Raw genomic sequence first — 14,793 nt, 5'->3', positions numbered from 1 at the left:
GCCACTGCATAATAGATTAGCGGTGGCTGGCATATCTCATGAAGCTCAGAACAACAATTAAAATATTTACAGCTTCTGTGGTTGCAGTTATTCAGATAAATACCGCATTTGCTGAAGAAGCCGTTAACTTTAATACATCATTTTTAGACTCAGACAGTCAGGAAATTGATTTTTCAAAATTCAGCCGGGCTAATTATGTTATGCCGGGTACTTATCTTCTGGCAACTAAACTCAATAATAATGTTATTACCAGTGATGAGAATATCCTTTTTTATATCCCGGAATATGATCCTGAAATAACAGTCCCCTGTATTACCCCTGAATTATTTGCATAACTTGCCATGAAAGAAGAGTGGCAGAATAAAGTCAGCTGGACAGCGCAGGATAAATTGCAGTGCCTTGATATCCGTACCATTCCTGATATGCAGGCAACGGGTGATATCGCGGATAATAAACTCAATATCCGGATCCCCCAGGCCTATATGGCCTACAGCGATCCGTCATGGGATCCGCCGGAGCGCTGGGATGACGGTATCGCCGGATTTTTATTCGACTATAACGCCACCGCCACGCACAGCAAATACCAGCCGGGCAGTGATAACGATAAAAGCAGCAAGACGGATGTAGTCAGCTACGGTGATACCGGCGTCAACCTCGGTGCATGGCGTGTGCGTGCGGAATGGCAGGCGACCGGCGGCGACAGCGCGGAGCACTCAAAACGCTGGCGCTGGAACCAGATCTACGCTTACCGGGCACTCCGGGATCTCAGCGCCCGTCTGATATTCGGTGAACAGTATCTGACCTCAGAACTGTTTGAAAGCTTCCGCTACATCGGCATGAGCATGGAAACCGATGAAAATATGTTCCCGCCGCTGCTGCGCGGTTATGCGCCGGAAGTTGCCGGGGTTGCCCGCACCAACGCCACCGTGATCATCCGCCGGGGTGAACGTATCATTTATCAGGAGCAGGTCAGTAAAGGACCGTTCCGTATCCGTGATATGAACTACATCGGTGACGGTACACTGAATGTCACCATTAAAGAGCAGGATGGCAGCGAACAGCATTTCACCATCGAAACATCCCGCCTGTCGATGCTGACCCGTCCCGGCCAGTTCCTGTTTAAACTGGCGGCCGGTAAACCGCTGTCAGACGATCACAAAACCGAAGGCCCGGAATTCGGTACAGGGAGTTTTTCCCGGGGGATGAGCAACAACACCACGCTGTTCGGCGGCGTACTGGCGGCGACGGATTACCAGAACGTGTCTTTCGGGATAGGCCGGGATATCGCACCATTCGGGGTATTTTCCGCGAAAGTCTCCTATTCCCGGGCAAACATGGGTGATTTTGCAGATAAACAAAATAAAACCGGCGGCTCTTACAGCATCACCTATTCCAAAGAATTCGATGCCATTAACAGTCAGCTGACCTTCGCCGGTTACCGCTTCTCGGAGCGGGATTACATGACCATGAACCAGTTTGTCGATCTGCGTTACCGCGGCGGTAATACCGACAACAGCAAAGAGATGTATAACATCATCTTTAACAAGGTGTTCCCGTCTCTGCGCATGAACGTCTATCTGAACTACAGTCATCAGACATTCTGGAATAAAGCGAGCATCAATAACTACAGCATGACCCTCTCCCGCAACTTTGACTGGGGAGAGAAAAAGAACCTCAGCATGAGTATGTCAGCCTACCGGACAGAATCGGATTCAACAAAAGATAACGGCGTCTACGCCAGCCTCTCTGTTCCGCTTGATGATAATAAAGGCATGTTCAGCTACAGCGGCAGTTACAATAAGAACTCTCACAGTAATAACGTTAACTATTACACTGATATTGATAATTCGAGTAACTATTCACTGTCTGCCGGTGAAGGCGACGGCAAAGTCAACCTCGCCGGTTTCTATACCAATGAAGGGGGGAATAACTACCTTTCACTGAGCGGAACCTATATTCAGGATAACGTTCTTACGGTATCCGGCCAGTCACGCGGCGGCTTTACCCTGACCCGTGAAGGCGCGGCATTCCACCGCAGCGGCAACAGTATGGCACCGCGCATTCTGGTGGATACCAGCGGAACATCAGATATTGATGTGCGCGGTACCGGCAAAGCAGTACGGACCAACGCCTTCGGGAAAGCGATTATCCCGACCGCGACGGCCTACTCACGCGGCCAGCTGTCTCTTGATCTCGATGCCATGCCGGATAATGCCGAAGCCCTGACATCCGTGCAGCAGGCAACACTGACCTCCGGCGCGATCGGTTACCGGAAATTTAATGTTGTCGAAGGCTATAAAATCATGGGTATTATTGCTATGAATGATAATACTCATCCGCCATTCGGCGCCTCTGTCATGAATGACAAAAATGCGGAGATCGGCATTGTGGCCGATAACGGATCGGCTTATCTGACCGGGATACAACCGGGCCAGAAGCTGACTGTAGCCTGGAACGGGCAGACACAATGTACTGTCCGGATCCCGGAAATAAAGGATGATAACGTTCAGTTTAATATGCTGCTGCCATGCCAGTAAATCCGGCGGCACCGGTATGTATTTTACAGAATTAACAGATGAATCCGTAAGGAACCTTAACATGAGAAAAGTGACCACCTTATTCTGTGCCGCACTGACTACCCTGGCCGCCATTCCGGTAACCGCCGGAGCCGCCATCGCACTCGACAGAACCCGTGTTATTTATAACGAAGGTGATAAAGCTGTGCCGCTGACGGTCACCAATGAGCACCTCAGCAAACCGTATCTGGCGCAGTCCTGGATTGAGAACAGTACCGGGCAGAAAATCACATCACCGGTATTTGTCACTCCGCCGGTGCAGCGGATTGAGCCTGACCGCAAAAGCCAGATTAAAGTGCAGCTCTCTCCGGAAGCCGCCTCATTACCGGCTGACCGCGAATCGGTCTTTTATCTGAATGTCCGTGAAATTCCGCCGGCCGTTGAGAAAAGTAACGTGCTGCAGATTGCCCTGCAAACCAAGATCAAACTGTTCTACCGCCCGAAAGCGATTCAGGTTCAGGAGCGGATGGAAAAAATCGCCGGTGCGGATGGCATCCGTCTGTCGCAGAACGGCGGGCAGTACACCATTGAAAACACCACGCCGTACCATCTTTCAGTTACCCGTCTGGATGCCACCGGCGGAAAAGAAGTGAAATTTGAGCCGGTGATGGTATCACCAAAAGCCTCCGCGTCTTTCAGTGCTCCGGCGCTGGGTAATGCGCCGGTTGTTTATTACGTCAATGACTACGGTGATACCAAACCACTGAAATTCAGCTGTGCCGGCAGCAGCTGTACCGTGCAGTCAGACAGTAAATAATTAACAGGAGGAACCGCCGATGACACTGACCATGCTTTTCCGTACCGGCTGCGCGGCACTGTTGTGCCTGCCGCTGATGGTCTCCGGCGGTTCTTACACTTATATCGATGTGTATGTCCGGGGGGAGATATTTATCGCGCCCTGCAAAATTAATCAGGGCAATAATACCCTGATTGATTTCAAAGATGTCACCACCACCCGGATAGACAACGATAATTACCGTGAAAAACTGGATTACCGGATCGAGTGCCAGGATAACCGCGCCCGGGCCATGAAGCTGTATATCACCGGCACCTCATCCTCCGTCGATTCGCGCTATCTTTCCACCAGCGTCAGTGACCTCGCGGTGAAATTCCTGGCAGATAACAAACTGATGCCGCTGAATGAAAAGATGACCATTCAGTATCCGGTACAACCCGAAATTATGGTGATTCTGGCAAAAAAACCATCGGTGAAACTGCCTGCCGGTGAATTCAATGTCACGGCCACCATCCATATCGATTATGAATAAGGAATTGTGATGCGACATTTAATCACAGCCCTGATGCTGTCCTGTTTTGCTCTGCCGGTGTATGCCGGTACAGGGGTAGCACACAGTTCCGCCAATATCCGGATCACCGGAAAGCTTCAGCCGCCACCGCCCTGTAAAGTGAATAACAACGAGGAAATCCTGGTCGATTTTCAGCGCATCCAGATAAAAACGCTGGAAAAATCAGATATCCGCAGAGATGTGGATATCCCCTTTGTCTGTGAGCAGGACTCAGAGAATTTCAAATATTTCCTCACCGTTGACGGGCCGCGGGCACAGTTCAATAACAAACTGGTGAAAACCAACCAGAACAACCTGGGCTTTAATATTGAACTCGCCGGGGTAAGACTGAATTTGGGCAAGGCACAGCTGGTGAACAGCCACCATCTGACATTGACCATTGTGCTGACCAAAAACCCGGACGGGGAAGTCACGCCCGGCTCCTTCAGCGGCACCGGCACTGTGACAATGGAGTATTTCTGATGAACCACCCTGCTGATTTCAGTCTGTTATTCAGCGCTGCACTGATATTCTCCGCTGCCTTTATTCCGGCGGGACATGCCGCCGATAACCTGCGCGTGATCGGCGAACTGTACAATGACCCCTGCACGCTGTTACCGGAAAATAAAGATCTGGTGGTGGATTTCAGTGATGTTTCCCTGCCGGATTTGTATGAGGGGGTTGAGGTCCGCAAATCATTCTCTCTGATCCTGTCTGACTGCGATATCACGGATATGAACCGGTTTAAGATTAAATTCACCGGGACCGGGACCCCGGATATGCCGTCCTATCTGGCGCTGGATCCGTCCAGTGACGCAGGCGGGTTTGCCATCGGAGTGCGGACAGATAATATTCCGCTGATCCCGCTGAATCAGTTTTCCAACGCCATTACTATCGCCGGAAACGGTGAGAACAACATCCGTTTTACCGCTTTTTTGCAGGTTGATCCGAAAGCAAAAACCGGTAAAACCATTAAGTACGGCGCGTTTAATTCCACCGCGTTTCTGACTATCGACTATTTCTGAGGCCGGTATGACCAAGATCCTCCGTTATCTCACTGTGCTGACCACTCTCCTTTTATTTGTGCTGCCTGCACAGGCAACACTGTACAGCTATATTACCCGCTCTGAAGGTAAACCGGCAGATATCGATTATTACTACCGGATTACTGCCTGGACTCCGCCGCCGGCAGGCAGCGTGCATCCTTGTGTGAAAGTCGGTCTGACAAAAAAATGCTACGCCAATATTAATCACCGCCACACAAACGCAGACCGGGGTGGGGTATCCTCCCGTAATAACAGCGAATTTGAGGGGCGCTGCCGGAATATGAACCTGATGACACTGCCGGATGCCACAGCTGTTTATAACTATATTTATAATAACTGTTTTGGCGGACTGCCGTTTGAGGGGCAGACCAATCACAAAGGTGACGCTATCCGTAACGAATGTGTGACCCTCTTTTTAACCAGCAGCCCGACCGGTGGTAACGGTTATATGTATCCGGATTCTGTCTGCGGCGTAGCTCCCCCGCCGGGCGGAATTTGCAGTTTTACGGCTGACTATCCGAGCGCCATTCTCGATCATGGCCGGATACCGGATAATGAAATTAACGGCAATCAGGCCAGCCAGTATCTGAGAATGAAATGCAGCAAAGATGCCACTGTCCGGATCTACTCCGTGAGTGATACGGAATCCCGGCTGAGACTGAAAAACAATCTCTACAGCAGACTGACACTGAACGGCTATCCGCTGAACTCGTCCGGCGGTGGTGTACCGGTTTATGTACGCGGGGATTATGAAGCAAACGCACTGCTGAAAAGCACACTGGAAACCACCGGGCCGGTGGAAGCCGGGCCTTTTATCGGTAATATATCCATTATTATGACCATTGACTGACTCTGCTTGTGCGCCGGTGCCTCTGTACCGGCGCTTTTCCTCCCGCCGCCCTTTTCGTGTAGAATAGCCGTACTTTTCGCCACCACCGCAGGGCTTCCATGAAGAATGTCGATTATAAATCACTGAGATTGCTGGATCTGATTATCAAAGAGCAGGGATTCGAGAAAGCCTCAGCGAAACTCTTTATCACGCAGTCTGCGGTGTCCCAGCGGGTAAAACAGCTGGAAAATCAGGTGGGTTCCCTGCTGCTGACACGCACCGTGCCGCCGAAACCGACCGAACTCGGACAAAAGCTGCTGGGCCTTCTGTATCATGTTGATTTGATTGAGCATGATGCCTTTGATAATGAAAGCGGCAACCATGTGGTCACCATCCCTATCTCCATTAACGCCGACTCCCTCGCGACCTGGTTTTTATCCGCTATCAAGCCGATACTGGATGACCGCGCCATTCGTCTGGATATTAAAGTGGATGATGAAAGCCGGACACTCGACTACCTGCTCAAAGGGGAAGCGGTCGGGGCAATCAGTATGCAGCCGCTGCCGGCTGTCGGCGGAACCTGTGATTATCTGGGCGCGATGGATTATATCTTTGTATCCAGCCCGGCTTTTGCGGAAAAATATTTCAGTAACGGAGTGACTAAAGAAGCCCTGCTGCGGGCACCGGTGGTGTCCTTTAACCATTCCTCAGATATGCACCATATCTTTTTGCAGGAGTATTTCCGGTTAACGCCGGGAAGCCTGAACAGCCATATCGTGCCGTCATCAGAGGCCTATATTCAGCTGGTACTGCAAAACTCCGCCTGCTGTATGATTGCGGAACATCAGATTAAACATGAGCTTGAATCCGGACGGATGATTAACCTGGTGCCGGAACTGGTACAGCAAAAACAGCTTTACTGGCACCGTTACCAGCCGGAATCAGGAACATTACAACGGATTTCAGAAGCCATTATTACTAACGCCAAAGATTATCTGACCCAATCCCCGGTGACCGCCTGAGCGGCGGCCACCACAGAGTCTGACGGGATTACAGAGACTGCCCGGCAGAGCCGAACAAACGCATCCGCTCTTCCACCCGCTCCGCGACCGGCTGCAATCCTTTCATAATCACTTTGCGCGGGTCGTTGATATCATGCGCGCCCTGCTGTTCAAACTGCTCTTTCACGGACAGGCACCACGCATACATATTTTCCGTATTAACGTTGATTTTCGCCGTACCGAGTGAAATCGCTTTCTTCATATCCTCGTCTGAAATACCGGTTCCGCCGTGCAGTACCAGCGGCACTTTCACCAGTTGCGCGATATGCTGCATTTCCGCAAAGCCGAGCTTCGCCTTGCCTTTATACAGCCCGTGAGTCGAGCCGAGCGCCGCCGCCAGACAATCCACCCCGGTTTCTTCCACCAGCTTCTGACACTCTGCCGGGTCCGCATAAATGACGTGAGAATTCACAATTCCGTCCTCACTGCCCGCGATGGTGCCCAGCTCTGCTTCCACAGACACACCACGGCGGTGCGCGTAAGTCACCAGACGTTTGGTGATTGCCAGGTTTTCGGCAAACGGCATATGTGAACCGTCGAACATCACGGAGCTGAAACCGGCTTTAATTGCCGCTTCACAGGCTTCATAAGACTGACCGTGATCCAAATGCAGCGCCACCGGCACATCTATTTCCAGAAACTCCATTGCATTCACCACAATATCGTGAATACATTTCAGCCCGAGCATATGTTTTATGGTTCCGCCGGAGACACCTAAAATAACCGGGGAACGCAGTTGCTGTGCAACTTTTAATACCGTTCCGGTCCACTCCAGGTTATTAATATTAAACTGGCCGACGGCGTACTGGCGTGCAAATGCACGATTGAGCATATTCTCCATCGAAACTAACATCGGATTTCCCCTTGTTGGCGTATAACTGTAATTTAATCAAAAACCAGAATTAATCAAAATCAGAATTTAATCAAAATAGTGTTTCAGATTTCTTTCGTATTTATTCACCGCATTATGGACATCCGCCAAATCCGGCATTGATTCGCGCACCCCTTTTTTCTCAATTGAGATGGCTGCTGACAGACTGGCAAATAAAATAATATTCTCAATATGCCAGTTATAATGAACTCCGTACGTAAATGCGCCGTGGAATATATCACCGGCTCCTGTTGTATCAATCGCATTACAGATAAATGCCGGTGATATTGTCAGCATTCCGTTTTGCAGATACGCACAGCCTTTCTCACCCAGCGTAATAAATGCCTCACCCCGGGCCAGTTTATTCAGTTCCGTTAATGCCGTTTTTAACTGAATATCGGTGGTGAATTTATCAATCTCAATCAGATCACGGGCAAAGTTTTCACTGGCGACCAGATAATCGGTATATTTCGCCAGATTTAAATTGCTTTCCCGCAGTGACCCCGCGTCCATCACGACGCGGGCATCAGGCAGACGGGTCAGAATATATTCACTCAGCTCCGGTTCATGACCATCAATTAATACCGTGATGACTTCCCCTTTATCCTCCTGTGTCAGGCGGGTAATCAGCTCATCAATTTTCAGTTTCTCTTCAAATGTCATACGCGGCGGAGAGACCAGCTTGCGCGTAATAATTGTCCGGGAACCATTTAACTGATTCACTAATACAGATGCCAGCGGTGTGATCATTTCATCGTTAAAAATAACGTAATCGGTATTCACACCCACATCATGAAACTCATCAATAATTTTCTGACCGTAGATATCGTGGTTCAGGTGTCCGGTAAAATAAATATCCTCTCCCCACAATCCCAGTAACCATGCCGCATTGGCACAGGGTCCGCCGCCGCTTTCAATAAAATCGCCGGAGAAATTTTTGGTATTCTCCTCCGGCCAGCGGTTAAGAAAGAAGAACTGGTCGAAGCAGGATAAACCGACAGAAATTACTGCCATAACAACTCCTTAAAACCTTTCGTCAGTATCATATTTACTTATGTGCGCGGTCTTTTTCCATTAATTCGTCATAGCTCAGGGTATCCCCCACCACTTTGACTGATTTAAAGGCAAACGGCGCCAGTAATGCCAGAACCAGAACAAAACAAATCAGGTAAATCGCAATCTGACCGAAGTGGGTAAAGGCTTCACCGATAACAATGCCCCACACCGCGAAGTCAAAGTCTGCAAAGGTACTGTTTTCAAAGCCCAGGTTGCCCAGCGCCGGTAACAGCATGGCCGGTAAGAATGCGAGGAAAATACCGCCGATAAAGGAGGCGATAATACAGCCCTTTTTGCCGCCCAGTTTGTCCGCAAATACACCGGATGTACCGCCGCAGAAGAAGTGCGGCACCATGCCCGGGATAATCAGCGCCATACCCAGACCACCCAGCATCAGCATGCCGACAAGGCCGCCGATAAAGGAGCTGATAAAACCGATTACCACCGCAGTCGGGCTGAAGGTAAAGAAGACAGCACAGTCAACCGCCGGAATCGAGTTCGGGATCAGTTTCTGGCTGATACCCTGGAACGCAGGCACCAGGTCACCCAGGATTAAACGCACACCGCTGTAGACAATCGCCACACCCACCGCGAACTGCAGACCGGTCAGGATGGAGAAGATCACCATATTCTGCTCAGTGATGGTGCTGATATAAGCGGAACCGGCAACGATGCTGCACACCAGATAAATCACGACCATCACAATACCGGTTGTTACTGTGGTATCGCGCAGGAAGCCCCATTTTTCGGAGATCTCAGTATCCGCAAATGAGTTTTCTGCTTTACCGACTTTCGCCGCAATCCAGGCAGACAGGTAATAACCGAGGGAACCAAAGTGCCCCATGGCAATACCGCCGTCTTCAGTAACGCGCTTGGTATAACGCTGTCCGATTGCCGGTGAAATAGCTGACCAGGCACCCAGCAGGAAACCGCCGATAATAACCATTTCCCAGCCTTTGAAATTCGCGGCCTGTAATACTGCCGAGAATAAACAGGCTAAAAAGAAAGAGTGGTGGCCGGTTAAAAAGATATATTTATATTTGGTGAAACGGGCAATCGCCAGGTTGAAAATAAAGCCGAGTAATAAAATACTCATTGTCTCCACACCCAGTAATTTCTGGGCAACAGAAACAATCGCTTCGTTATTCGGAATAACCCCCCGGATATTAAAACCGGCTTCAATAATACCACCGAGCGGATTCAGGTTTGCCACGATAACACCGGCACCTGCACTCAGCATTAAATAACCGAGGATCGGTTTTAATGTCCCGGTTAATAATTTATTGACCGGTGACCGTAATGCCAGTAACCCCACCAGGGAGATAATCCCCATAAGAAAGGCAGGCTGACTGAATATCTCAGTCAGGAATGAGAGAATATAAGCCATAATTTAATTCCTGTAAAAAGAATGAACTATCAGGACTGACTCAGTTTCAGTAAAGCGTCTTTAATATCTTCCGCAATTTTGGCTTTATGCACATAACTGCGGATCACGGCAACTTCACACTGCGGCGGAAATTGTGATGCCAGCTCTTTAATCGTGACATACAGATCCGCTTTCTCACCCACGGCATTCGCAAAATCCACTGAAGCCACATCGGCTTTTATGCCCATCTCCTCACAAATTTTCTTCACGTTATTGGCGGCCATTAATGAGCTGCCGATACCATTGCCGCACACTGTTCTTATTTTAATCATGCTGTCCTCTCTATCGACGTCCGGATAAACTGTAAAATCTGTTCTTTGTTATTCTCTTTTACAAACTCAGTAATATTATTTTCAATCAGATCAGCCACGGTCTGAATCAGATGAATATGGGTATCTGAATCTGTCGCGCTGATAGCAATAATGACATTGACCGGATCAAACTCCTCATGATGAAATACCAGCGGTGTGCCGGTCACCACCACGGAGAACGCGGTTTTTAATGCCCCTTTTTCCGGTCTCGCATGGGGCATCGCCACCCCGGTATCCAGCACAATCACCGGGCCGAACTCATGATATACGCGGATCATTTCCTCAATATAATCAGGGGTACATGCGCCTGATTTTTGCAGCAACTCACCGGCATAGCGGATGCCCTCTTCCGGAGATGCAAAATTCTGATTCAGGGATAACAGCCCGCTCTCAAAATGAATATCCAAAACCGAACTCCTGATGTGATTTTTTCTTATTTTAAAGATGGCTTATTTACGCCTAAATAAATAGCGACGAAGATCACATTCCGGTTTTAAGAATGTGAAGCCGATCTCGTTTGCCTGAAATAACGCTTTATCGTGTAAAGCAAAAAATAATCCAGTTAATTCATATAATTACTTTTTACTGATAATTTCGCTGTTTTTATTTTCCGGGCTGAATATGTGGCCTGAGTCATATTTTCACTGGTGAAAATAAGATGTTCATCACATTTTTGAGGGTGTTGAGTCGTCACTTTGCGGGGCGGATCAAATTGAGGGGCAAAATTGATTTATTTTTAACCGGTGATAAAAAAAGAAGCCCGGCAACACTGTTTTCTGTGCCGGGCTTTTGTGCTGTTTTTGCTGATAAACGGATAATTACTGCATCGTCACCCAGAACGTCCCGGCACCGCTGATCGCCGTAAACCGCTGATGGAATGACACCATTTCCGCCTGCGGATTCAGGTCACTGAATGCCTGCGGATGGAAAAATGCAGCCAGTGCTTCGGCGGCAAAAATATTCAGCGGGCTGTTGTAGAAATTATGGTAAACCGCCATCACGTGCTGTGATTTCACCGCCTCCAGTGAGGCTAATCCCTGGCGGTTCATCAGCGCATTCATCACTTTTTGCGCCGGTTCTGCCGGTGCGCCGTACCCGAGCGTGACCGCCTCTGAACGGCGGTTATACTGTTTCCAGTCCGCACCGGTCAGCACATAGAACTGCGGGTTGAGATGCAGAATATTTTCAATGCTGCTTTCCGCGCCGTTTGCCGGCATCGTGTCGCGCACCAGGTTATCACCACCCGCAATCTCCGCCAGTTCGCCGAATCCGGTACGTCCGTATAAACGGCAGCAGTCATTGCCGAATAACCCGGCATTGCTTTCAATCAGCACGGACGGTTTTTGCTCCGGCAGACGCTGACGCAGTGCGGCCAGTTTAAGCCGGTAGTATTCCGAGAACTCCGCGGCGCGCCCTTCGGTTTCAAACAGTGTGCCGATAAGCTGAATACTTTTCGGGGTGTTTTCTGTCATGTCACTGCGGAAATCGATAAAAATCACCGGAATACCCGCCGCTTCCAGTTGCGGCAGCAGGTTCGTACTTTTCATCAGCCCGTAGGAGGATTTGTGCATCAGTACCGCATCCGGCGACAGTGCCAACAGGTTTTCCGTTGTAAAAGTACCGTCTTTGCTTTTCGGCAGAACCGGTAACCGCGCCAGTTCCGGCGCGGCCTCCAGATATGCTGCTTCCAGATCCGGCGCATAATGCGCCAGGGTATCACTCCATCCGCTGAGAGAGGAAAAATGGGTTTTCCCCGCCGCAATATCCACCGCCAGAATGTCACGGGCATCCGCAAGAAACAGCCGCTTGACCGGCGTATTCACCGCCACTGACCGTCCCTGTAAATCGGTGACAATTTGCGTCTGAGCACGGACTCCCGTGCTCAGCAGCAGCGTCATCATTACTATGAATATACGCATAAAACGGGCCTCAGAATGTCACCAGATAATTCAGTGCGAATGTGCGGCCGCGCCCTTTATAGCTGTATAAGTCCGGTGCGCCGTACGCCGGACTGTACAGGATAGGTGCGCGCTGTCCCCACACGGTGGTGTAATCTTTATCCAGCAGGTTTTCGACCGCAAAGCTGACTTTACCGACCGGTAACTGATAGCTGCCGAGGAAATCGACGGTGTTATATCCGTCCAGTTTCTCCCCGTCCGCATCGGTCAGGCTGAAAGATTGCTGGCTTTGCAGACGCAGTGTCCAGTCTGACGGCTCCCAGGCCACATACGCGGTGACTTTTGACGGGCTGGCAAACTTCACGCTCCATTTTTCCCACTGATCACCCGCTTTGGTCTCGGATTTGATCAGGTTGAAATTAGTCCCGACACGCCAGTCAGTATCTGCGATCGCGTAATCCGCCGCCCCTTCCACACCGTAGATCCGGCGTTTGTCATCTTTCAGGAAGATAGTCATATCTTTCTTATTGATGTCGTAGCTGCTGTCAGACAGTGAATAGTACGCCGCCAGCTGGGTTTGCAGGCTGTCCCCGGTGTAACGCCAGCCCAGTTCGAAGGAGTTGACTTTGATACCTTTGACCCGCGTATCATTGATGTTCACACTGTTGAGCAGCGGATAATGACCACTGACCGGCGAACCGTAATTGCCGGTGCCGTAGAATTTGGCGATATCCGGGATTTCAAAGCCCTGGGAGAAATTAAACCAGGTCTGTTGTGTGTCGGTCAGGTTGAGCAGCACCCCGGCATTAAATAACAGGTTGTTGTAATCCGTTTCCCCGCCCGGTACCGCATCCGCTGAAGTGGCTTTACCTTCCGCAATCAGCTGTTGCTGCTGATACCCGGTGAAATCATCCACTTTGTTTTTCGTGTACTGATAACGCATACCGCCGCTCAGGGTCACCAGCAGGTTGATGTCATAACTGCTTTGCAGAAACGCCGCCATCGTGGTGGTGGTATAGCCCGGATAACGCCCGGTATTGTAGGCGGAATCCAGGGTCAGTCCGTTACTTTCCTTCGCTTTCTGCAGATTAAAGAACTTCTGGTTGGCACTGAATTTTTCATGCTCGGCATCCGCGCCGTACGTCAGTGTCAGGTTATCCAGCGGCTTGCTGTTAAAGGTGACTTTACCGCCGTAGAAATCAGTTTTCTGCTCTGATGCGCTGATGCTGCTGACCACATAATCCGGCTTTTTACCGCCCAGCGCCGGGAACGGATAGAAGGTCTGGGTTTCATCACGGTAATACGCCTGCGCCACCAGATCCTGTCCCAGCAGGTCACTGTTGCTGTACTGCAGGTTCACCATATGGCGTTTGGTGCCGGGGATCCGGTCAGAATCCAGTTTGTCGCTGTTATGCGCAGTGTCTTTTCCCAGTACCGCCGCAAAATCTTTGCCCAGATCGATCCCGTGTTTGCCGTCAGATTCACTGTTGTAATACTGCGCCATCAGTTCCAGTGACTGATGGTCATCAATCGTCAGAGTTCCGGAGCCCATCACATCCAGGCGGTCAGAATACTGAAGCCCGGTCTGGGTGTTATCGATCAGGATTTCGCGGCCTTTGCCGTCATACCAGCCGCCGTAACGCTGATAAGCCACAGATAAGCGTCCGTAAGCCTGATCATTACCACCGCTGACTGCGGCAGCCACGTTTTCATCATGATCCGAACCGTTGCGGAACCCGCTTTTGCCGCCGATCTGAACCTCAACCTGTTTTTCTTCCTGACCTTTTTTGGTCACGATATTAATCAGACCACCGCTGCTGCCGCCACCGTACAGGGAGGTCGCACCGGAAATCACTTCAATATGATTGATATTGAACGGATCAATCGAATCCAGCTGACGGCTGTCACTGCGTGATGAATTCAGGCGCACACCGTCCACCATCACAATCATAGAGCGCCCGCGCATATTCATGCCGTAGTTTGTCCGCCCCTGGCCGCTGACACTCATCCCCGGGATCAGCTGCGCCAGGATATCTTTCAGCTCTTTGCCGCCTTCCGCCTGCTGCGCGATATCCGCATTATCAATGACCCAGGTGGTCTGGGCCATTTCAGAAACTGTCCGGTAGCTGCGCGAAGCAGAGACCACAATCGGTTCGCCGGAATCGGCAGAAGTTGCCGCCAGGACATCCGGTGTGATTAACAGGGTCAGGCAGGGTGTCAGAAGACAGAGAGAGCGGATGCGCATTGGTATCTTTCCTGTGGAGATCAAAAAAGTTCATTATCAGGCTGCTGATAATATTGACTGAGAATGATTATCACAAGAAGAAATATTCCCCGCTTGCTTTTTATATTTGATTTTCAGGGGGTGACTATTCACTGTGGTATAATCGGAACCGGATACTTCCCTCTTAACTCACTGATTTTCAGATAAGG

General features: G+C 50.1%; 14 protein-coding genes and 1 pseudogene. 8 read left to right on the top strand and 7 right to left on the bottom strand.

The window, feature by feature from the left end:
• Positions 1 to 38: 38 nt before the first annotated feature.
• The 8 genes and pseudogenes from JL661_RS18625 to JL661_RS01725 form a co-directional block, all read left to right on the top strand.
• Positions 39 to 506: pseudogene (locus JL661_RS18625) on the top strand (FimD/PapC N-terminal domain-containing protein); the annotation flags it as partial.
• The gene (locus JL661_RS01755) at positions 483 to 2,537 is read left to right on the top strand and encodes a fimbria/pilus outer membrane usher protein (RefSeq protein WP_247718692.1); all 2,055 of its coding nucleotides are present in this window, start codon (positions 483 to 485) and stop codon (positions 2,535 to 2,537) included. The pseudogene JL661_RS18625 and the gene JL661_RS01755, both read left to right, overlap by 24 nt.
• Before the next feature lie 61 nt (positions 2,538 to 2,598).
• A complete protein-coding gene (locus tag JL661_RS01750; RefSeq protein ID WP_004234702.1) occupies positions 2,599 to 3,333 on the top strand; it encodes a fimbrial biogenesis chaperone in 735 nt (244 codons plus the stop codon).
• Positions 3,334 to 3,352: 19 nt separating this feature from the next.
• Entirely contained in the window at positions 3,353 to 3,844 is a 492-nt protein-coding gene (locus tag JL661_RS01745) for a fimbrial protein (protein WP_062772070.1), read from the top strand.
• Positions 3,845 to 3,853: 9 nt separating this feature from the next.
• The gene (locus tag JL661_RS01740; RefSeq protein WP_024474326.1) at positions 3,854 to 4,345 is read left to right on the top strand and encodes a fimbrial protein; all 492 of its coding nucleotides are present in this window, start codon (positions 3,854 to 3,856) and stop codon (positions 4,343 to 4,345) included.
• Complete coding sequence (locus JL661_RS01735) at positions 4,345 to 4,887, top strand: fimbrial protein (RefSeq protein WP_024474325.1); 543 nt, start codon at positions 4,345 to 4,347, stop codon at positions 4,885 to 4,887. The genes JL661_RS01740 and JL661_RS01735 overlap by 1 nt, the downstream gene beginning before the upstream one ends.
• Positions 4,888 to 4,894: 7 nt before the next feature.
• Positions 4,895 to 5,758 (top strand): MrpH family fimbial adhesin, encoded by an 864-nt coding sequence (locus tag JL661_RS01730; RefSeq protein WP_036410145.1) that lies wholly within the window; start codon positions 4,895 to 4,897, stop codon positions 5,756 to 5,758.
• Positions 5,759 to 5,856: 98 nt separating this feature from the next.
• The gene (locus JL661_RS01725) at positions 5,857 to 6,759 is read left to right on the top strand and encodes a LysR family transcriptional regulator ArgP (RefSeq protein ID WP_046894329.1); all 903 of its coding nucleotides are present in this window, start codon (positions 5,857 to 5,859) and stop codon (positions 6,757 to 6,759) included.
• A 28-nt stretch (positions 6,760 to 6,787) separates the two neighbouring features.
• Here JL661_RS01725 and fba read toward each other — a convergent pair whose 3' ends face one another.
• The 7 genes from fba to JL661_RS01690 form a co-directional block, all read right to left on the bottom strand.
• Positions 6,788 to 7,651, bottom strand: a complete 864-nt coding sequence (gene fba / locus JL661_RS01720) for a class II fructose-1,6-bisphosphate aldolase (RefSeq protein ID WP_004241136.1) — start codon at positions 7,649 to 7,651, stop codon at positions 6,788 to 6,790.
• A gap of 66 nt (positions 7,652 to 7,717) precedes the next feature.
• The gene (locus JL661_RS01715) at positions 7,718 to 8,683 is read right to left on the bottom strand and encodes a carbohydrate kinase family protein (RefSeq protein WP_004234690.1); all 966 of its coding nucleotides are present in this window, start codon (positions 8,681 to 8,683) and stop codon (positions 7,718 to 7,720) included.
• Positions 8,684 to 8,717: 34 nt separating this feature from the next.
• The gene (gene ulaA, locus JL661_RS01710; protein WP_004234688.1) at positions 8,718 to 10,112 is read right to left on the bottom strand and encodes a PTS ascorbate transporter subunit IIC; all 1,395 of its coding nucleotides are present in this window, start codon (positions 10,110 to 10,112) and stop codon (positions 8,718 to 8,720) included.
• Between the two features lie 29 nt (positions 10,113 to 10,141).
• Entirely contained in the window at positions 10,142 to 10,423 is a 282-nt protein-coding gene (locus JL661_RS01705) for a PTS sugar transporter subunit IIB (protein WP_004234686.1), read from the bottom strand.
• A complete protein-coding gene (locus JL661_RS01700) occupies positions 10,420 to 10,869 on the bottom strand; it encodes a PTS sugar transporter subunit IIA (RefSeq protein ID WP_004234684.1) in 450 nt (149 codons plus the stop codon). Before JL661_RS01700 ends, JL661_RS01705 begins: the two co-directional genes overlap by 4 nt.
• Positions 10,870 to 11,280: 411 nt before the next feature.
• Positions 11,281 to 12,381: an ABC transporter substrate-binding protein gene (locus JL661_RS01695; protein ID WP_062772073.1), complete on the bottom strand. Its 1,101-nt coding sequence runs from the start codon at positions 12,379 to 12,381 to the stop codon at positions 11,281 to 11,283.
• 10 nt (positions 12,382 to 12,391) lie between these two features.
• Positions 12,392 to 14,605: a TonB-dependent siderophore receptor gene (locus JL661_RS01690; protein WP_062772076.1), complete on the bottom strand. Its 2,214-nt coding sequence runs from the start codon at positions 14,603 to 14,605 to the stop codon at positions 12,392 to 12,394.
• Positions 14,606 to 14,793: the final 188 nt, after the last annotated feature.

The organism is Morganella morganii (assembly GCF_019243775.1).
Taxonomy (GTDB): domain Bacteria; phylum Pseudomonadota; class Gammaproteobacteria; order Enterobacterales; family Enterobacteriaceae; genus Morganella; species Morganella morganii.
Note: the sequence above shows the minus strand (reverse complement) of the source record. Positions and strands in the feature narration are given on the sequence as shown.